13 protein-coding genes are annotated in these 20887 nt (G+C 64.4%); 7 read left to right on the forward strand and 6 right to left on the reverse strand.

The window, feature by feature from the left end; translation table 11 throughout:
- Nucleotides 1–123 precede the first annotated feature (123 nt).
- Nucleotides 124–3888 (reverse strand): autotransporter, encoded by a 3765-nt coding sequence (locus tag JN280_RS26830; protein ID WP_202306867.1) that lies wholly within the window; start codon nucleotides 3886–3888, stop codon nucleotides 124–126.
- Between the two features lie 581 nt (nucleotides 3889–4469).
- Here JN280_RS26830 and JN280_RS26835 point away from each other — a divergent pair.
- The 5 genes from JN280_RS26835 to JN280_RS26855 all read left to right on the forward strand — a co-directional run bounded on the left by JN280_RS26835 (nucleotide 4470) and on the right by JN280_RS26855 (nucleotide 13992).
- Nucleotides 4470–5933, forward strand: a complete 1464-nt coding sequence (locus tag JN280_RS26835) for a caspase family protein (protein WP_202306868.1) — start codon at nucleotides 4470–4472, stop codon at nucleotides 5931–5933.
- Between the two features lie 90 nt (nucleotides 5934–6023).
- On the forward strand, nucleotides 6024–7508 hold the full coding sequence (tssL, locus tag JN280_RS26840; RefSeq protein ID WP_202306869.1) for a type VI secretion system protein TssL, long form: 1485 nt from the start codon (nucleotides 6024–6026) through the stop codon (nucleotides 7506–7508).
- Between the two features lie 34 nt (nucleotides 7509–7542).
- Nucleotides 7543–11004, forward strand: coding sequence for a type VI secretion system membrane subunit TssM (tssM, locus tag JN280_RS26845; protein ID WP_202306870.1), 3462 nt, complete (start codon nucleotides 7543–7545; stop codon nucleotides 11002–11004).
- A gap of 88 nt (nucleotides 11005–11092) precedes the next feature.
- Entirely contained in the window at nucleotides 11093–11863 is a 771-nt protein-coding gene (locus tag JN280_RS26850) for a PP2C family protein-serine/threonine phosphatase (protein ID WP_202306871.1), read from the forward strand.
- Nucleotides 11860–13992, forward strand: coding sequence for a serine/threonine-protein kinase (locus tag JN280_RS26855; RefSeq protein ID WP_202306872.1), 2133 nt, complete (start codon nucleotides 11860–11862; stop codon nucleotides 13990–13992). Before JN280_RS26850 ends, JN280_RS26855 begins: the two co-directional genes overlap by 4 nt.
- A 10-nt stretch (nucleotides 13993–14002) precedes the next feature.
- Here JN280_RS26855 and JN280_RS26860 read toward each other — a convergent pair whose 3' ends face one another.
- The 5 genes from JN280_RS26860 to JN280_RS26880 all read right to left on the reverse strand — a co-directional run bounded on the left by JN280_RS26860 (nucleotide 14003) and on the right by JN280_RS26880 (nucleotide 17721).
- Entirely contained in the window at nucleotides 14003–14671 is a 669-nt protein-coding gene (locus JN280_RS26860) for a hypothetical protein (protein WP_202306873.1), read from the reverse strand.
- Between the two features lie 1058 nt (nucleotides 14672–15729).
- Complete coding sequence (locus JN280_RS26865) at nucleotides 15730–16143, reverse strand: ExbD/TolR family protein (protein WP_202306874.1); 414 nt, start codon at nucleotides 16141–16143, stop codon at nucleotides 15730–15732.
- A complete protein-coding gene (locus JN280_RS26870; protein WP_202306876.1) occupies nucleotides 16140–16571 on the reverse strand; it encodes an ExbD/TolR family protein in 432 nt (143 codons plus the stop codon). The genes JN280_RS26865 and JN280_RS26870 overlap by 4 nt, the downstream gene beginning before the upstream one ends.
- Before the next feature lie 15 nt (nucleotides 16572–16586).
- Complete coding sequence (locus JN280_RS26875; RefSeq protein WP_202306877.1) at nucleotides 16587–17285, reverse strand: MotA/TolQ/ExbB proton channel family protein; 699 nt, start codon at nucleotides 17283–17285, stop codon at nucleotides 16587–16589.
- Between the two features lie 13 nt (nucleotides 17286–17298).
- Nucleotides 17299–17721: a hypothetical protein gene (locus tag JN280_RS26880; protein ID WP_202306878.1), complete on the reverse strand. Its 423-nt coding sequence runs from the start codon at nucleotides 17719–17721 to the stop codon at nucleotides 17299–17301.
- A 359-nt stretch (nucleotides 17722–18080) separates the two neighbouring features.
- On the opposite strand from JN280_RS26880, the gene JN280_RS26885 reads away from it, so the two are divergent.
- Together JN280_RS26885 and JN280_RS26890 are read left to right on the forward strand one after the other, a co-directional pair.
- On the forward strand, nucleotides 18081–18494 hold the full coding sequence (locus JN280_RS26885) for a DUF1036 domain-containing protein (RefSeq protein WP_244742130.1): 414 nt from the start codon (nucleotides 18081–18083) through the stop codon (nucleotides 18492–18494).
- On the forward strand, nucleotides 18491–20821 hold the full coding sequence (locus JN280_RS26890; RefSeq protein WP_202306880.1) for a peptidoglycan DD-metalloendopeptidase family protein: 2331 nt from the start codon (nucleotides 18491–18493) through the stop codon (nucleotides 20819–20821). The genes JN280_RS26885 and JN280_RS26890 overlap by 4 nt, the downstream gene beginning before the upstream one ends.
- The last annotated feature ends 66 nt before the right edge of the window (nucleotides 20822–20887 follow it).

Here is a 20887-nt window from a genome sequence, read left to right on the forward strand (position 1 = left end):
ATCCAATTCATCCAAAGAGGCTTGTCCGGCCGTGGTCGAGGCAGGCATGCGCCCGATCAGGATCGTCGGCCTCGGTTCACCTGCGTTGGCATAGCCGTCCTCGCTTCGCAGCTTTCCCGATGCTCAGAATGCTACCTTCAGCCCGATCTTGCCCGCTATCGTGGAACTATCGGAGGAAAGCTTGCCCCGAACCTCGCCGCTGACCGTGGAGGATTGCGATATCTTCAGGTTGAAGCCCCCCGAAAGTGCCGCGGAAAAGTCTGAGTCGTCGAAGAAGAATCCCACCCCGCCGGCGCTCGCCTCGTTGTTGTAGGCAAAGCGCTGCTGGAGATCGGCACGCAGATACGGGCTGAAGATCATGCCGTTTTCCATCCGGTAGTCGGCATACACGCCCGGATCGAATTTCAGGGCGCCGAAGGACACCTTCGATTCCCCGTGCTCGACGCCGAGGCTGTCCGTATAGGGATCGCCGGTAAAGCTGATGCCGAGCACGCCGCCGCGCAGATCGAAGCGGGCCCTTTCCGTCAAGTTGAAGATGTGGCCGGCCGATGCCGTAACCGCATAGCCGATCGTGTCGTATTCGCCGCTGGCTCCGTTGAGCACGCCGTTCGAGACGTCCGTGCCGCCGAAAAGAACCATTCCGGAGACCAGGAGATAGTTCTGCTCCTTGCGGAACAGACCGTAGGTGCCCGCCATGCCGCTCTCGTTGCGTCCGGAACCGACGCTGGGGAAACCTCCGAACGAGCCGAGGGCCAGATCCGTGGAGGTGTAACCCGCGAACAGTCCGAGATTGAGCCCGTATTCCTGGTCGAAGGCGAAATGCCTGGCGGCGTTGAAATCGAGGCTGATCGCGGCCGAGAAGTCGTCGCTGTCGAAGGACGGCCCCTGGATACTCGTGGCGCCGTTCGAGATCGTGAAGCCGTCATGGTTCACGCGAGCGAACTGGCCCGAGGCGAAGACGCCAAATATCGGAGCCGCCGCTCCCGTCGTTCCGCCATCGAGACCGAGCCCGTATTCAATTGCGTCTCCGGTGATGTCGAAGAACGCATCCTTCATCGTCTCCACAGTCTGCGAATTGACGGCCGCATCGACGTTCGACACGAGGCCGACAACTTCCGCATTCGGCGTTGCAATGAGGATCAGGCCGCCGCCCGCGCCTGGTAGAACTTGATAGGTGAACAACTCGGCGGCCGTCCCACTGATGCCGCTGACTGTGAACGCGCCGCCGATCGGGGCGCCGGCCGCGGTCAGGATGGGTATCTGCGTGGTCTCCAGAATCTGCGGCGTACCGAGCAGATTGACCAGTATCACATTGTCGCCCGTGGCGGTGGCAGCGCCGTTGGCAATGATGGTGTCGGCCTGGGCCGTGACCTGGTTGAAGTCGAGCCCGATCGTCGCGCCGTCGAGAAAGAGCCCTCCGAGCGTCAAGGTGCTGGTGGGATTTCCGTCGATGAGGTTCAGTGTCGAGCCCGCGATCGAAAGATTGCCGAAGCCCCCCGCCTGCGAGGCGAGCGTCACGGCTCCGGTCGAGAACAGCGTCGAGCCGCCGGTCAGGGCCAGCGCGTCGATCACCTGCACGCCGCCGGCGAAGCGAAGGGTCGATCCTGTGACCGCGAGCGAGGAGAAGCCGGCGAAGTTCTGGCTCTCGCTCCCGACAGCTAGATTGGTGCCACTGATCACGCCCGTGGCATCGGTGCCGCTGAACAGGACGCCGTCGCTCAGATTCAGCGTCGCGGCATTGTCGATCACCAGCGTGTTACCGGAGAGCCCCGTGATGTCGCCGCCGACCGTGCCGCCGAAAAGGCGGACGGTCTCGGCGTCGATGCCGCCGAGAATGGTGCCACCTTCGAGGATGACGACATCAGCCCCCGCGCCGCCGAGCACGCTGCCGCCGACCGTGCCTCCGTCCATGGCGAAGCTGTCGTTGCCCTCGTCCAACTCGACGACGCCGTCGATCCTCGCATCTCCGGAAACGGCAACCGTGTCGTTACCGGCACCACCGGTAATCCTCGACACCCTCCCCGTCCCGCGTACGGTGAGGGAATCGTCGCCTATGTCGCCGCCGACAGGGCCTGCCACCGTGCCGCCACTGACCTCCACGACGTCGTCGCCTTCATTGCCGAAAAGGAAGCCGGCAATAGATCCGCCCTGCACTGTCAGAGTGTCTGCGCCTTCATTGCCGCTGACGGCTGCGCCGACGCTGCCGCCCGTCATCAGGAAAATGTCGTCGCCCGTCTCGAGCCCGATTGCATCCGGATCGGCGGTCGAGCCGACGATGTTCGCCGTGCCCGAAATCGTGACCGTGTCGTTCCCGGACCCTGCAAAGATCGACTCCCCGATCGTGCCGCCGCTGACGGTGATGTTGTTGCCGCCGCCCTGCCCGAACACCGAACCGTTGATGGTGCCGCCGCTCATGCGGAAGACATCGGCTCCACCGCCGAGATAGACGCCCGGTTGCGGGGTTACGGTCGGGCCGATCACGCTCCCCACCGTGCCGCCGGTCATCGTGAAGGTGTCGTCCCCCTCGTCGAGTTCGACCAGGTCGCTGATCACTGCCGTACCAGCAACCGTGACCGTGTCATTGCCGTCGCCGCCGGAAACGGCGAACACCGAGCCGGTTCCGCGGATGGTCAGATCATCGTTTCCGATGTCGCCGCCGACAACGCCAGATACCGTCCCGCCGCTGACGTCGATCGTATCGTCCCCCTCGTTGCCGAAAAGGAAACCGGCGATGGACCCGCCCTGCACGGTCAGAGTGTCGGCGCCTTCATTGCCGCTGACAGCCGCACCGACAGTACCGCCGGTCATCAGGAAAGTGTCGTCGCCGGCTTCCAGCCCGATCGCGTCAGGGTCGGCCGTCGAGCCGACGATGTTCGCGGTGCCCGAAATGGTGACCATGTCGTTCCCGGATCCTGCAAAGATCGACTGGTCGATCGTGCCGCCGCTGACGGTCATGGTGTCGCCGCCGTCCTGTCCGAACACCGAACCATTGACCGTGCCGCCGGTCATCGTGAAAGTGTCGTCACCCTCCTCGAGTTCGACCACGTCGCTGATCACTGCCGTGCCGGCAACCGTGACCGTGTCATTGCCGTCGCCGCCGGAGACGGCGAACACCGAGCCGGTTCCGCGGATGGTCAGAGCATCGTTTCCGATGTCGCCGCCGACAACGCCAGATACCGTCCCGCCGCTGACGTCGATCGTATCGTCCCCCTCGTTGCCGAAAAGGAAACCGGCGATGGACCCGCCCTGCACGGTCAGAGTGTCGGCGCCTTCATTGCCGCTGACAGCCGCACCGACGGTACCGCCGGTCATCAGGAAAGTGTCGTCGCCGGCTTCCAGCCCGATCGCGTCGGGATCGGCCGTCGAGCCGACGATGTTCGCCGTGCCCGAGATGGTGACCGTGTCATTCTCGGAGCCGGCAAAGATCGACTGGTCGATCGTGCCGCCGCTGATGGTGAGGGTGTTGCCGCCGCCCTGCCCGAACACCGAACCATTGACCGTGCCGCCGGTCATGGTGAAGGTATCCGCACCGTCTCCCAGAAATATGGACACAGGCGAACCCGGATCTCCCACCGTACCGCCGTTCATGTTGAAGGTGTCGACCCCGCCGAGTGTTTCGATGGTGCCGGTCGTGATGTCGAGAAAACCCACCTCTCCGATCGGCGTGAGAGCCCCACTGGTACCGAGAATGAGGCCGCCCGACATGTTTATCACGTCGCTGCCGTTACCGCTGTAGATTTGGGGGCCCTCGAACGGGGTAATGCTGGTCGCGAACGATCTGAACGTTCCGGACGGGCAATCCACGGTGACGCCCGTGCCCAAACCCAGCGTCCCGCTGCAAGCGCGTGCCTGCGTCGACGGGAACATCAGCATCGCGGCGATGGCCATGCCGGAAGCGCCGGCAAGCCAAATAGCGGCAACACCTCTGGCGGTGTCGCTGCGGGTGCGCGCGCCGCAAGATTTCGGACCGCGGACGGTCGGCCCTGCCTTGACCAAGAGTACCCCCCTTTTCCCTTCGCCGACCGCCCCGCCATGGCCGACATCACTGAAGAAGAACCCGGTTCAATTGTGTCAAACTATGCCATCCAGGCAGCCTGAGCCGCAATTGTAAATTTATCACACTGGTCGCAAGTCATTCAGGCGCATGGAGAAATTCCACGTCTTCTGCAACCCTCGTTTGCAGCTTCTTCCTTTGGAGATCATCATTTCACAGCCGCCACCGGCCCGAAAATCAGGCAACCTTCTACAGAAAATATAAGACGTCTGGCGTGAAACGAGCGTAAAATCAGGCCGATGCCGTCATCTCAGGGCGGTGTCAATGGCATGGCGTGCTATCTTTTGCCTGCTCGTTGGTGTAGAAAAAGCAGTGGTCTTCGAAGGTATCCGGCCGGCACCACAGGCGGCGACTTTGCCAACCCGTATACGTTCGACGACTGCCAATTGTCGGATGGCAGCACGGGGACAGAGACATGTCGTTCTTCGGACTCCTCCTCCATTCAGTGGTGCCGACATTGCTGCTGATCGGATCGACGTTCGCCGCGAGTGCTGCGGCGATGGACACGTCCCCCGACGAACCGTCGAGGCGGATGGCGATCGTCGTCGGGAATTCCGACTATCAAAGCAAGCGCCTGGAGGAGCTGGCCAATGCCGCCAATGACGCAAGCCGCCTTTCGGAGAGCCTCAAGAGGCTGAATTTCGACGTCCTGACCGCCACCAACGTCACCCGTGACGACTTCGACCGGCTCCTGGCCGATGCCGAAAAGAGGCTTGCCACGGCGAGCTCTGTCCTCATCTTCTATGCGGGTCACGGGGTCCAGATCGAGGGTCAGAACTACCTGCTGCCGGTCGACACGCCGGATCCGGAAAGCATCGAAAAGCTCACCGGGCGGGCCGTCAAGCTGAACGACGTCATCGCGCGCTTCGCCAGCCGGGAGCGCCAGACCTTCGTCTTCCTCGATGCCTGCCGCAACAATCCGATGGGCGCATCCGGCCTTGGAAGCAACGGCCTCGCTCAGGTCGAGGCCGGCGAGAACACTTTCATCGCCTTTGCGACCCAGCCCGGCAACGTGACGGTCGACGGTGCCGGCGAGAACAGCCCTTTCACGGCTGCCCTTCTGAAGAGCGTCGAGATCCCCGGCCTGAGCATTTCGGACATGATGATCCGTGTCCGCAACGAGACGGAGGCGCTCACGCTTGGCCGGCAAGTCCCGTGGGACCAGTCCAATCTTCGGGAACAGTTCTACTTCACCGAGCAGCAGGTCATTGATCCGACACAGCTGAGCGCGAGCCTGTCGCGGATTTTGTCCGACCCGGTCGCCAAGCAGAAGCTCCAGGTCGAACTGGCGTCGAACGATCTGCAGACCGCGGTCCTGATCGTCGGGCAGACGATGCGCTCGATAGGCTCGCCGCTGGCCGTCCCGGCGAGCGATCCGCCTGCTGTGGCGGAGCAGCGGGGCGGCACCAGGGTGGCGAGCCTCGACGGAGCGCGGCAGAGCGTAGTCTCCGACCTCGGAACCTTGATCGTTGGGACGTCGGTCGAGCAAGGGGCCGAAGACAGCTCCAAGGAACTGGCTCGCAGCGTTCAGACGGAACTGCGCCGGCTGGGATGCTATCGCATGGCGGTGGACGGCGATTGGGGCAAGGGTTCCGCCCGCGCCCTCAATGATTATTACAAGAACACCAAGCAGGTGGCTGCAGCGAACGGGCCAAGCGTGGAACTGCTCGGCGATCTGTTCCTGCGCTCCGGCCGCATCTGCAAGGCCCCGGTGATCGTGAAGAAAGTCAGGCAAACCGATGTCGCCTCCCAGGAAGCCGGCGGCAAGCCGGCCTCAACGAGAACGGGCAATACGAAACGCAGGTCGAGTCCGGCACGCACGCCGGCTCCGCCTCCGCCCGATATCAGCAGCGGGATCGGCATCGGCGGAATTTTTTAGCCAGCGAGCCCCCCGGCTGCATCGACTTGCCGCATCGAGGCCTCGTGCTTCGTGCCGGCAAGCCGGAGGTTTCGGCGTCGAAAACCGGCCATGAGCATCAAGGACGAACCCATCGCCTCGGGCGACCGAACCATCATCCGGCCCGTTCCAACCGGTTCGCCGAAGTCTGTCCCGGCGGGCACTCCGCCGCAGCGGAGCCGCGCTGACGTCGAGCCCGTATCGTCGCCGGCAACGATCATTTCTCCGCAAGCGGGCCGCGCCTCCACCCAGGACTGGCCCGGCGCAACGGTAATCGCCGACGCCGCACCGGGCGGCTGGCCAGGCGTCGGGCCTACCGTTCTTGCCGGCTGGGATGGCGCGCCGGCCTCAGAAGCCTCGCTCGAACCTGTCGGCGGCGCGCCATATCCCGGCTCCAATCCGCTGATTGCCGCCGCGGCGCCGCTGCTCCTGCTTCTCGGACGCCTTCGGACGAAGCAGGTCGAGCCGTTGATGGACGGCATTGCCGAGGCCATTCGGCAATTCGAGCGGCAGGCCGGTGAAAGAAACGTCCCGGCCGAAGAGATCCGGATCGCGAAATATGCGCTTTGCGAAGTGGCCGACGATATCGTGCGGAACCTGCCCGGCTCCGACAGGCAGGCCTGGATACGGAACGGCATGGTGTCGAAGTTCTTCCAGGGCCAAGCCTCCGGCGCCGGTTTCTTCGAGGCGCTGAACAGGCTGTTGGCCGATCCCCACTCGCATTACCATTTGCTCGAACTGATGCATGCATGTCTCGGCCTCGGTTTCGAAGGCCAGTATCGCGGCCTGGCCGACGGCGGCAGCGGTCTGATGCGTGTGCGCGGCGACGTCTACGAGACGCTTCGCGTTCTTGAGCCGCAAGCGGACGATATCTCCCCTCGCTCACAGGACCCATCCGCAACGACGGCACGAGCTTCTGCATCCCTTCCGCTCTGGGCCGTCGCCGCCGCCGGGCTCGTGCTGCTCGCGGTCACCTACGCAGCGATGCGTTTCACGGTCGAAAGGCAAAGCGACGCGGCCGTCCACAACTTGCTGGCGCTCAATCCGCCCACGGCCGTCACGATCGAGCGAACCGCCCCGGCACCGGTTATCGAGGAGCCAAGACGCTCCACGCGGCTGGACCGCATTCGCGCCGCCCTTGCCGCCGAAACCGCCCTGGGAAATCTGATCATCGAGCCCAAGGACGGTTTCATCGTTATGGAAATCAACAATCTCCTGCTGTTCCAGCCGGGTAAGGCCGAACTCAGGCCCGAATTCGAGCCGGTCGCGGGGCGCATCGCCGCCGCGCTCGAGCCGGAACCGGGTCCGATAAAGGTCGTCGGTCACACCGACGATGTGAAGCCCAGCCGGTCGAGCGCCTTCAAGTCGAACTACGATCTTTCCCTCGCCCGTGCCGAGGCCGTGAAGGAGCTTGTCGCGCCGCGGATGAGCGACGGGTCGCGCCTGTCGGTGGAAGGCAAGGGCGAAGACGTTCCCATAGCGGACAACAAGACGCCGGAAGGCCGGGCCCGCAACCGCCGGGTCGAGCTGATGATTCCGCAGGAGGAAACGCCGTGAGGGCAGCCGGCTCGCACGTCGGTTCGGTGAGCCCATGAGATCCTGGATCGTCGGGAGCATCTCGGCTATCGCGCTGGCCTGCTTCGCTGCGGCCGTCTGGTATGCCGGCCCGATGATCGGCTTCAACGGCGAGCGGCCGTTCGAACCGGTTTGGGTCCGCGCCGCGATCGTTGCGGCGGCCTTCCTGCTGGCGGGGGCTTGGGGCGTCCTCATGCTGCTGCGAAGATCGGCGACGCATCCGCCGCATGTCGCAGAGGCGGACGTGGCGACCGGCGACCCCGAGCTCCTGAAGCGCATGAACGAAGCGCTCGGAGCGCCGCGGAGCAGCAAGCGCAAGATCGCCGACAAGCAACCCTGGTATCTCGTCATTGGCCGGCAGGACGCAGGCAAGACGGCGGCGATCGCCAATTGGGGGCTCCGCCCGGACGCGTCGCGTAGCGCGCGAGAGGCCGCCACGCAGCAATGCGACTGGTGGCTCGCCGAGGAGGCCGTGTTCATCGACACGCCAGGTCGCCTGACGATGCAGGATTCGAATTCCGCGACCGACCGGAAGAGTTGGCTGGCGCTCCTGTCGCTGCTCGGCAAGAGCCGCGCCGGGCAGCCGATCGACGGTGTCATCGTCGTGATAAGCCTCAAGGACGTCATAGCGCTCGAAAGTGAGGCGCTCGCCGCACAAGCCCACGCCATCCGCAATCGGCTGCAGGAGATACAGGACCGGCTGACTACCGAATTCGGCGTCTACCTGCTGTTCAGCATGGCCGACCTCGTCCCCGGCTTTGCCGAGTTTTTCGGCCGCTTCGACGACAGCCGCCGAGGGAAGGTATGGGGGGCGATGTTCCAACCGCAGGACCGGGAGGAGAGGACGGCAGGCAGCCGTGTCGGGAAGGAGTTCGACGCATTGGTCCAGCGTCTTTCGCAGGAAACGACAGACCGCCTTTACCACGAGCCGGATCCGATCGCGCGCATCGCAATCTTCGGCTTTCCTCTGCAGTTCGCGTCCCTGAAGCAGCGCATCGTTGATCTGGCGGGGCGGATGTTCGAGCCCGCCGCCTATCGTGCGGTGCCGAAACTGCACGGATTCTATTTCTCCTCGGCAAGGCAGACCGGGGCGGCGGCCGAATATACCGGTTCCGCGCATGGCGTGGACTTCTTCCTCCGCGATCTCCTGACCAAGGTTATCCCCGCCGAGACGGGCTGGAAATCGCGGGATCGGCCGGCTCTCCGTCCTGCCGCCCTTCTCCGCTATGGAGGCCTCGCCGCATTTGTGCTCGGGGCCGCGACGCTGATCGGCGCGTGGGGTGTTAGTTTCGTCAGGAACCGCGCGCTGGTCGATTCGACGCAGGCGCTGATCAGGCAGGTTCACGTCGGAAACAACTCGCCTCTTGGAAGCACCGAGGTGACCGGCGTCGATCTTGAGAACATCGTCGAGACGCTGGCTCTGCTGCGCGACCTTCCCGCCGGCTATGACAGCGGCGAAACGTCCACGCCGCTTCAGGAACGGTTCGGCCTAAGCCAGCGCGCCAAGCTCAATTCGGCAAGCAAGGAAGCCTACCGACAGGCGCTCGAACGTCTCTTGCGATCGCGCCTTGTTCTGCAGGTCGAAAGCGCTATCCGGACAAAGCTCGCGGAGCCGATCGAGCTCTATGAGCCGCTGAAGGTCTATCTCATGCTGGGCGGCCAGGCACCGCGGATCGATGACGAATTGATCATTGCCTGGATCAAGCAGGACTGGGAGCAGAACCGTTATCCCGGACCTGCCAATCGCGAGGGACGCGACGAGCTCGAACGGCACCTGCGCGCCATGCTCGACCTCGACGACGGACGCGGTCCCACCTACGAGCTCGACCGCAGTCTTGTCGAGACGGCGCAGCGGTCGCTATCGCGCATGGACATGGCCGACCTTGCGCGGGCGCTGGTCAATTCGGCGATCCACTCGGCAGGGCTGGACGACTTTTCCGTGGCGGCGCGCGCCGGTCCCCAGTCGCCTCTGGTCTTCGAGGCCCGCGACGGCCGCGGCATCGCTGCGCTGCGCGTGCCCGGCATCTACACCTGGAGCGGATTCAACGAATTCTTTCTGCCGCAGCTTGCAACGGTCGCGCAAAAGGTCGTCGATGACCAATGGGTCATGGGCGCAGGCGGCGCGCAGGTCGGAGTGGAGGAGCAACTCGACCGTCTCGGCCCCGAACTGCTGGAGCGCTACGGCAGGGATTTCTTAGCGACGTGGACGAAGCTGCTCGACAATCTGAAGCTGAGGCCCATGACGGAAGACAAGCCTGACTATGCGTCACTGTCCGCCGCATCTTCGCCGACATCGCCGATCACGCAACTGGTTGAAGCGGTGGCCGACGAAACGGCTCTTACACGGGACTTGCGCGCCGGCGAAGACACGGAACCTGCCCCCGGAGCGATGGAGAGCATGGCAAAAGGCCTCGCCCGCATCGGTGTCGACCTTCCTTCCGGCAAATCGCAAAGCCGCGCTGGCGGGGCTTTCAAGCGGCCGACCAACCAGATTCCCGGCGCCAATATCGAGGCCCATTTCAAACCGTTCCAAATACTCGTCGACGGCAATCCCGGTGGGCGACCGATCGACGCCCTCATCCAGAATTTCCACAATGTGCTGCGAAGCCTCGTCATGGCGACCAACAGTCCCGCACAGGCGGAGCGCGCCAACGCCAATCTGCAGCTTCAGGTTCACAATCTTCGAGCCAACGCGTCGCGGCTTCCAAAACAGCTCGCCAGCATGGTCAACGCCGCCGCCGACGATTTCGAGGGCGACGTCGCAAGAACATCGATTGCGCAACTGAACAAGCTGCTTGCCGAGGCGGTGACCGAGCCCTGCAATCGACTGGTCACCAACGCCTACCCGTTTGCCAGGCGCAGCGATCGCGATGCATCCCTCACTGACTTTGCCCGGCTGTTTGCACCCGGTGGCGTGATCGACAGATTCTTCGCGCAAAACCTCGCTCCGCTAGCCGATCTCAGCGGACGTGACTGGCAATGGAGGCAGGACAGCCGTCTCGGACGTGAGCTTTCCAAGTCGACGTTGAAAGCCTTCCAGCGAGCCGCCGAGATCCGGGATGCATTCTTCCCGCAAGGTGGGTCGGCGCCGGGCGTGAGCATCACCTTCACGCCGTTCTCGCTGCATGTCGACGCCGACATGGCCCTGCTCGACGTGAACGGCCAGATCGTCCAGAGCCACCAGACCGGCAGCGTGCCGTCGACCTTCAACTGGCCCGCCAGCACCTCGTCGGGCGGCGCCGGCCTAAGCCTGACCCCGGAGATCCCAGGACGGGAATTCGCCGTCCATTTCGACGGTCCATGGGCGCTGATGCGTCTTCTCGATGGCGCAGCCTCGCTCAGCCCCAGCGACAACGGACTGGAGGCGCGGTTCCTCATAGGCGGACGCGACGTCGCCTACACCATTCGCGCCGGCTCGGGGGTCAACCCCCTGGTCCTGCCGGCGCTCTCCGAATTCAGCTGCCCGGACCAGTTATGACTTACCGAAACGCCTGAAACTGTGGCAGACTGGAAACAGCGAGCGCAGACAGCGCCACAGCGGGCGCTCGGGAATTGCTGGGAGGCACATGGGCCAGGTCGCGCTCGCGGTCGAGAGCTATGGCGTCAGCCATAGAGGTTGCGTGCGCCAGATAAACGAGGACCGTTTTCTGATCGATGCCGACAGTGGGATCTGGCTGGTGGCCGACGGCATGGGAGGACATGACTCCGGTGAGGTCGCGTCCGCGAGCATCGTCGAGCATCTCGCGACGGTGGGGACGGCCAATTCGCCCAGGGACCTTCGCGCACGTTTCGAGGATCGGCTGAGCCGGGCTCATGAGGACATCCGGAAGCTCTCGGAAGCGCGCGGCGAGACCGTCGGCTCGACCATCGCGGCACTGCTCGCGATCGACGGCAGCTTCGCCTGCCTCTGGGTGGGCGACAGCAGGATCTATCTCGTCCGCGACGGTGTGATCGTCCAGATCTCGCACGATCACACCGAAGTCCAGGAACTTCTCGATCGCGGCGTCATCACTTCGGAGGAGGCGCGATACTGGCCGCGCCGCAACGTCATTACTCGTGCCGTCGGCGTCAGTGAGGATGTCCTCATCGATTACGAGCAAGGGAAGACCCTGCCTGGCGATATCTTCGTCCTGGCCAGCGATGGCCTGACGGCGCATGTCAGCGACTCCGAGATCAGGGCGGCCGTCCTTTCGGCGGCTCCACAGGATGCCTGCAATGCGCTGCTCGAAACGGTGCTGTCGCGAGGCGGAACCGACAATGTAACGATCGTCATCGTCAATATCGGTGCGGCGCGGGCGGGTAAAACCGCCGCCCGGCAGGGACACAAAGCGCCATGAGTTCCGACGAGAAGACGCGAATTCAACCCGAAACGACCCGTGCCGCGGCGGGAACACAGCTCAGCGGCATCTACGAGCTCGACGAGCGCCTCGCCTCGGGCGGCATGGGAGAAGTCTATCGCGGCCACAATATCCAGACCGGCGACCTCGTGGCGATCAAGATCGTGCTTCCCGAATTCGCCCGCGACCAGACGATCCTTTCGCTGTTCCGCAAGGAGGCGTCGATACTCAACCGTCTGTCGCACGATGCGATCGTCCGCTATCACGTCTTCACGATCGATCCGGCTATAGGCCGTCCCTATCTGGCGATGGAATTTGTGGACGGCGAGTCCTTGTTCGACGTGATGCGTCGCGGTCCAATGCCAACGGACGATGTGCGCAGGCTCTGTATTCGCCTCGCTGCGGGGCTCGGCGCAGTCCACGAAGCGCATACGCTCCACCGCGACCTTTCGCCCGACAACATCATCCTGCCGGGAGGGCGGGTGGACCGGGCGAAGATCATCGATTTCGGCATAGCGCGATCCGCCGGCATAGGTGACGGAACGCTGATCGGCGGCAGGTTCGCCGGCAAATACAACTACGTGTCGCCCGAGCAGCTCGGCCTTTTCGGAGGCGAGGTCAGCGAGAAATCCGACATCTACAGTCTGGGGCTGGTGCTCGCGGCAGCACTGCGTGGAAAGCCCATCGAGATGAGCGGGTCCCAGGTCGAAATCGTCGAGAAACGTCGCACCGTTCCGGACCTGACCAGCATAGATGACGATTTCCGGCCAGTGATCGAAGCCATGCTGCAGCCGGACCCGGCGGATCGACCGTCCAGCATGTACGAGATCGTCGAAATGGCGCGGGCGGATCTTCCGGCGGGCGGCGACCACACCGAACGATCCAGAGCGGCAGGCGTGGCGCAATCCTCGCCTTATCGTGACGCTTCGCTTCACCCATGGCTGGAGGAGCCCTCGTCGGCCGCCACGCCAACATCGCCCGTTACAGGCAAGGCGAGCACTCCGCCGACCGATCAATCATGGGCGCCTGGCAGCGCCCAGCCCGGCTTCGTGTCGCACAGGCGTCCCGTGCTCCTGGACCAGGCCCGCCCGGCTCCGGCACGTGCCGGGCAGGCAACTCGCGGACGATGGTGGAAGAACAGGACCACGATCGTCGCCATATCGGTTATCGTCGTGGCGCTGGGCATGGGTGCCGGTGCCTATTTCGGAGGCGTCTTCGGTCCCGTTCCTCAGCCCCGGGAGCCAGCTCGCGTTCCCGTGCCCCTCTCCGAACCGGAAGTGACCAAGCCACCGGCGGGCGCCGGGGGCGGTACTGACGGCGGGACAAGCGAACGGCAAAGCGCCCCCGGGAGCATGGCGCGCGAGCCGTCGGCGCCTGGTTCTGCTTCGCCGTCTGTGGAGCCGCCTGCGGCGAAGGACCCGGACGACCTGCAATCCGACGAGGGGGCGGGCCGGCTCGCCGATCCGCGCCAGCCGCCCGGCCCAGCGACCGTTGCATTGGACGGCGTGGCGGATCGTATCTCATGGTTGCGCGAATATGCCGGCGGCGACTGCTTCTTCGCGACGACGACATCGGCCACCGATACGGCGATCGAAATCGAAGGCTTCGGAACGGACGTCCAACCGTTTCAAGAGATGATGAAGGCCTTCCAATCCAGGTTCGATATCGAGCCGGAAGTGGGCGTCCGGCTCATAGAGCCCGCGCAATGCGCCGTAACGGACTTCCTGCGCGGGCTCGGCGCGGGTGAAGTCCCGCAGCTGACGCTCTATCGTACATCGGTCGAAAGTAATTCGCCGGTGAGCGGCGCGCTCAAACTGGCTCCCGGGCGCAAGTCCAGCCTTCTGCTGATCGACCACAAAGGCATGGCTTTCAATCTCGACGACCGGGTCGCCATCGAAGCGGACACCGCCTCGTTCAGCATCCCGATCGGGCTGAGTGCCGCCGACCGAGCGGGAGGAAAGGCTGTTCCACAGATCATCATGGCGATCAGTGCCTCCGGCGACATCGAGGCCGCGTCGTTTCAAAAGCCGACGCCGGCGTCGGAGGTGCTGCCCAAGATTCTGGCCGAGATTCAGGCGAAGGGAATTGGCGGCGCAGCCACGGCCAAATACTTCCGGCTTGGCGGATAGGCCGGAGGCCTCACCTGACGATGACAGACGCCATGCCGAAATCGACTGTGCTGCCCCTGCGCCTGATCTCGGCGCGGAGCTCGTCGAAAAAAGCGGCCGCCTGTTCTCCCTCCTGCAACGAGAACGTCTCGAGCGCTTCGTCGCTGGCGATTGCCACGAGAAGCTGCTCCGTTCCGACAGGGCCGTCGGTGAGAGTGAGGGGTGCCCGAAAGCCGACCGTTCCATCGCTTTCCAGGAACAACTGCTCTACTTCCTGCACTTTGCCCTCGTCGTCCACCACGACGAGATAGAGGCGCTTGCGGCTCAGGTTCCTGATGCGCCCGGAAAGCTCGTCCCCGCTTGCGATTTCGCTGACGGCAAGCTCTACCAGCAGGCGCGGCTCCGGATAGCCTTCGAGACCGCCGGCGAAGGCAAGAGCGGCACATTGCGCGTCCGTCACGACATGTCCGCGAACGTCGATCGGAAGCTCGATCAATCGCCGAATGCGCCGCTGGAGCTCACTCACAGGCCTGGCCGCGGTGGCGAAGCCGTTCACGCTTATGGTTTCACCCCTGGCGGACGCGAGTGCCAGGAAGCACTGGCTGTTCATTTGCCCGGAGATGAGGTCGAGGATCTTTGCGAGTGCTTCGGCGGCGCTTTCCCGGGGCCGGATCAGGCGCTGCTGCTCCTGTGGTATCATCGCAATCCTGGGCTCCGGCGCTTCATCAACCGCAGTGACCACCTGCCCGGCACCGGAGAACGAAAGTGCGGGTGGACCCGCGCGCTTCGGCGGCGCTTCAAGCGCCGGCCGGGCAGGCGGCAGGGCCGTCGCTGGGAGCGTACTGGGCTCCACCGGGCGTGGCGGCGCCGTCGATGGCGACGGCGACCCGCCCTGCTGAAGCGGCGCAAGAGATAGCGACGGACGGGTTGGAGCCGCCGTCGCGGCCGGCGATCCGACAGCGCTCGCGACCGATGGGTCCGAGCGTGGCCGCTGCGAGATCATCGGCTCGACGATAGGTGCGGTTGCCGCCGGCGCCACGGAACCGGCCGTCGACCGACGCAAACTGGTTGCCTCCACTGCGGACAGATGACGCTGCTGGGGCGTCGCTTCGACCGCCGGATCAGCGAGGGAAGGCGACGGCGCCTTTGCTGAATCCGTGCTCGGTGCGACCAGGGGGAACCGTGCGGTCGATTGCGCCGATGGCCCGCTCTGCTGGCGAGGTGCAACCGACCCCGGACGAGGAACCGGGGCGGCCGTCGGGGCCTTCGGCTGCGATGCGATCGTATTTTCGATCGATCGATCCGCGGACGCATCGGTCAGGACCGTCGGCGCGACGATGCGCGCGACCGACCCCGGCGCCACGAGGCCCGGCAAGGGAAGGTGCAGGTTCCCCGCTTCCGATTCGGATGCGGTGGGCACCGCCACAACGGGGGTCGCCGCACGCGGCAGAACCGGCGTGGCCGCTGTCAGGTCTCCGCGGTTCGGCACGAGGCGAAGTGCCGTCGGCGGCTGGCTGGCGATCTCCTTTTGCCCGACTGCAATCGCCGTTCTTGCGGAGGGAGCCACCGGAGCCAATGCCAAGGGAGGACTTGCCTCGCCGACCTGGGCGCGACGGATGGAATAGAGGGCGATGCTCGTACTCGGCGGTTCCCTCGGCCGGCTCGCCGGCACGAGGATCAGGCCCGTTGTGATCGCTGCGTGCAATGCCAGCGAAGCGCAGAAGGCGCCAAGCCAAAGCGCCGGCTCCGATTGTCGCTTCATGGACCGGCTCCGGCAATCGTCTCCCGCATCGTTACGATCCGGACCGGGACACCAGCCGCGTCGACACGCGCCAGGACCTCGAGAAAGTCGCGGCCGGCCATCGAGCGGTCTGCAAGGACATTCAGGAAGCCACCTGCGGATGCCGCCTCGCGGACCATCGTCGGGAACTCGTCCATGGTCAGCGGCGCGCCATCGAGGGAGAGCGAACGGTCCGCCGCAATCAGCAGAAGCGGCCGCGGGAGCCGCTCCAACGGCAGGTCCAGCGTGACCGGGACATCCGTCTCCAGTTCGTTGCGTTTGATCAGGCTGCCGGTTGCCAGGTAGAAAAGCAGCAGCAGGAAAACGATGTTGATGACGGTCAGCGAGAAGTCGTGCCGCGGCCGTCTGGGGCGAGACGGGAGGAAGCTCATGGCGTGCTCCCGGTCGCATCGACCAGCGTCACCCTCCCGGCGGAGACCGCTTGAAGGGCCTCGAGGGTGGTGACGATGTCCTGGACGCTCGCCGACCTCGTGGCAATCAGCAGGAAGCCGGTGGAGCCACGCGAAATCAGCTGGCTGAGCGCCGGCTGGAGTTCTTCAAAGGGGATGGCCTCGCCACCGACGCTGACGAAACCGTGTGAGACCCGAATGGCGAGGTCGCGTGTCCGCGCGGCATCGCCCGTCTGGTTTCCGTCCTCGATTCCGGTCGCGACGTTCCCGATCGGCATGAGGGAATAAGGTGCGATCTGGGACGACAACATGAAGAAGATGAGCAGCAGGAACATGATGTCGATCAGCGGCGTCAGTGCGAACAAGGCACGTCGGCGTGCGGGCTGCCAGCGTATCCTGTGCCGGCCCACGGTGATCTCCCGTCTTCAAGCCGTTGCCGGGCGGGTCGCGGTGCCGGGCTCCTCTCGCTCCCGCGCCGCGCCACGCTGGCCGGAATCTGCCCCCGCCTCGACGCTGAGCACGGCACCGATCGCCGCGTCCATGGTCGCTCGTTCGTCCTCCACCCGCGAGTCGAGCCATACCCAGACGAAGTAGAAAGGAATGGCTATGGCGAGCCCCGCGGCCGTCGTCAGAAGCGCAGCCCAGATGCCGGTCGCCAACGCGGATGGATCAATGGCGCCGCTGCGCTGGGACAACTCGCCGAAGGCGGAAATCATGCCGATAACCGTGCCGAGCAGCCCCATCATAGGCGCGGCCTGCACCACCGATTCCAGGATTCGCAGATAGCGCGACAGCTCGGTCAGTTGGTCGAGCGCCGTCTGCCCGGCAATTTCCTGGGCCCGTTGCCGATCCCCCGGGTGCCTGATAAGGGATTTCATAGCGCTGACCACCGTGGCCGAAGCCGGCGAGGTCTCCCTGGCCGCCTCGTCGAGTGCCCTCGCTCGGTCACCCGTGGCCCAGATGGCAACGGCATTTCGAGCCGCCCGCGACCGCCCGGCGCCCATGCGGGCGAGTTGGACGACCTTGAAGATGGCCACCGTGGTCGCGACGATGGAGACGGCAACCAAGGCTATCAGCACCGGGCCGCCGGCCGAACCCAGTTGATCGATCAGGACGTCGAGCATCGGCGGTCCCCGGCTACAGCCCGAAGGATATCGACGTGCGCGCCGTCGTCTTCAGGGCATCTATGCATATCGTCGAGTTCTTCCCCTCGGCGACGCATTCGGTGATGTCGTTGATCAGCAGGCGCGAAATCGTCGCGCAGGACTGGCCGGCAAGGTCGAACTGCACGACTTTGGTCTTGCCCGCCGGAAGGCGGCCGAACTGGAAGACGAGCGACTGGCCGACCTTGCCTTGTTTGTCGAAGGTGAAGACGTCGAAGGACGTCTTGTCGAGCAGTACTCCTGTCCCGTTCATGGCGACATAGGCAAGCCGACAGCCGCCGTCGACGTCCACGGCATCGTTCAGCTCGATCGAAAGGGCCTTTTCCTCCGCCGCGGCAGGCGTCGCGCTGACCCCGACCGAAGCAATGATGCGATAGAGCAACTTCCGACAGGCCATCAACGCATCTCCCAGGCTGCAATGCGTCAAGCTTATCCGCCAACTCAATCTAGGCGCTTCCTCGCGGCCAGGGAATAGCGAATGGACCGTGAAGCCAGAGTGAAAGCCTGTTGCCCAAAGCAGGTTTCCTCCGACAAGAACCTGCGACAAGAGAAGAGACCGGCAGGTGAAGCGCGGGCGAAGCCACGCAAGTCTGCTTAGGGTCGGCCGTTCGCGATCATCAAGTCGATCATCAAGTCTTTGCCATTTCGGAAATGGTCGTCGATAATGGCGCCGGTCTGTGGCGGGCCGGCCCATCGTCCGCGGGCAAGGCTCGGACGGCAATGGCAACGTCGCGACGGTTACCGGAAACCGGCCAGATGGCAAAGGCTCGAGCGGCGCTTCTGGCGCTCATCATCGCGCTGCTCCTTTCGACGGCGGCTCGGGCCGAGTTCACCGTGTGCAACCAGACGCTCGACGTGGTCAATCTGGCCGTCGGCCAGGAGATCGACAGCGCGTTCCAGACGGACGGCTGGTGGACGGTCGGCGCAAATCAGTGCGTCAATGTCATCCGCGAAGAGCTGAGCAACCGCTATATCTATGTCTACGCAACCGACGTTTTCGGTCATCCGATACTCAGCGGCGCGACCGACATGTGCATCGAGAAGCGGCGCTTCACCATTCGCGGAATAGAGGAGTGCTGGCAACGCGGCCACATCGCCGCTGCCTTTTACGAGGTCGACACGCTCGCTCAGGTCCGTTGGACCCTGTTCCTCACGGGGCAAGGCCCATGACGCACGGCATAGACGCCAGCTTCCGCCTTAAGAAGCAGGCGCTGGCGGCGTACCGTCGGCGTGCCCGGCGGAGGAAAGTCCTTGCAGCGTGTGGTGCCCTCCTCGTCCTCGCCCTCGTGGCCGGTCTCTATGTCACGGCGAGCCATTGGCTGGTCCGCGACGACGACGATCAATTGGAGATGGCCGAAAGTTCCGCGCTGATACCGGCGGACGCCCCGGTCTATGTTCCTGCGATCGTCGATCTTCCCGGAGACCCGATGTGGATCAGCCTCACTCGCGACAGCACCAGCGCGACGCAGGTCCGCTCGGTCGAGCGGCCCGCCGCGCTCGCCGGGGCCGGGATTTCGCCGCAGATCGAAATCCTGTCGGACGTGATGCTGAGTTCCAGCGAACGCTTCATGACGACCATCCCCTCCACGCAGGAAGACTTCGCCTTCTTCCAGGCCCAGCGGACAGCGACGACAATGCCTGCGGCAGGTGCGCCGGCCGACCTCGAGGCCATTCCTGCCACGGACGAGCAGCCGCGGCGGGATCAAGCCGGCACTGAAGCTCTGTCGACCGGGGATTCGGCTGCCGGCTGGGGACAGACCATCAGTTCGGGCGTGGCCGATCTGCCCGATTTCGACAGGACCGAGATCGAGAACAATACCGCCGTGGCGACGATGACCCCTGAGCAGGAGAGATTCGAAACCACCGAGGATTCGTTCGTGAAGGTGCTGGTCAACCGAAGTCTCGACAGCGTTGTCCTGGAGGGACGCTTTTCCTCCGAAGACGCCGAGCTTGCCGGAGAGGCCATGAAAGCGTTCTTCCACCGGGACACGCTCGAGCCCGGATTCGTCGTGGCCATGCGTGGATTCCGGACCAGCCGCCGCGCCTCGACGCTGTTGCTGAAGCAGGTTTCGATCTACGGGAACGACAAGTTCGTCGGTACACTCGCGCGCGACGCATCTGGACGCTTCGGCCCAGCCGCCGATCCATGGGTGCGCGACAATCTGTTCAACTATTCGGGCGAGCCGAAGGACAGCGGCCCCAAGCGCCAGTACCGACTGCTCGACGCGATCTATTCGACCGCTGCCCGAAACAGCATTCCCACCGCAGTGATCGGCGAGGCCATCATGCATCTGTCACGCGGGCAGGACCTGAACGCATTCGCTGCCCACGACGACCGCCTGGTCCTGATCTATTCGAACTCGGCGCGCAGCAAGGACGGCGTCGGCGGACGGGTGCTCTATGTTGCCGTACAGGGCGCCGAGAAGATGCTGGAATGCTTCGTCTTCCGGCAAGGCGACGGCGAATTCGCCTGCGTGTCGAGAGACGACCAGGTCCGCTCGCTTACTGTCACCAATGGAATGGTCACGCCGGTCAACGGCGTACTGACCTCCACCTTCGGACCGCGCATGCATCCGATCCTGAAAACCGTGCGCATCCACAAGGGCGTCGACTGGATGGCGCCGGTCGGCACGCCTGTCTTTGCAGCCTTCGACGGCGAGATCGCCTTCCAGGGCAGCGGCGGAGACTACGGCAATCTCGTGCGCATCTCGCATGCCGACGGCCGCGAAACGCGCTACGCCCACTTGCAGCGTTTCGCCATGAACGATGGCGTCGGCACCTCCGTCAAGGCAGGCGACGTCATCGGCTATGTCGGCACGACAGGGCTGTCGACCGGTCCGCATCTTCATTTCGAACTGCATCGGGGTATCGAAGCCATCGATCCGTTGGGTACGACGACCGTCGTAGCCTCCGACAACTCGGCTGTCGAAGCACTGACGGATCGCATCATCCGGGTTGAGAGCGCCAATGACCCCCGCGCCAAGAACCCCTTGTCGACGGCGACCGGCCTCGGCCAGTTCATCGAATCCACCTGGATCAGGATGATGAACACATACCGGCCCGATCTTGCACGGACGCTATCACGCGCCGAGCTTCTGGCGTTGCGATTTGACGCGACGCTTTCACGCGAAATGGTTCTCAATCTGGCACGCGAAGGCGAGGCCTATCTTCGGGCCCGTGGTCATCAGGTCACGGCCAGCCGGCTCTACCTTTGTCATTTCCTGGGCGCGGAGGGCGCCAACCAGATTCTGTCCAGTCCCGGCGACAAGCTGCTCGCCGGTGTGCTGAGTTCGGACGTGATCCGGGCCAACCCCTTCCTCGCAGGCAGGACCGTCAACTACCTGGTGAATTGGGCGGAAGCCAAGATGCGTGGCCGCCGCGGGATCGTCGCGACGCAGCCCGCGTCCGTCACCAGGGAGATCAAACAGACGTCGCCGGAATTCGAGCAGTACAAGGCCGCGATCTCGGGCATCCTGCCGCCCCAGACCAGCTTGTGAAACCAGCGGTCGACAAGATCGACCGTTGGAGCGATAGCCATGTGGACCCAGAGGCCCGCGCCGGCG

Origin of the sequence: Mesorhizobium sp. L-8-10, assembly GCF_016756635.1 — a bacterium.
Lineage (GTDB): Bacteria > Pseudomonadota > Alphaproteobacteria > Rhizobiales > Rhizobiaceae.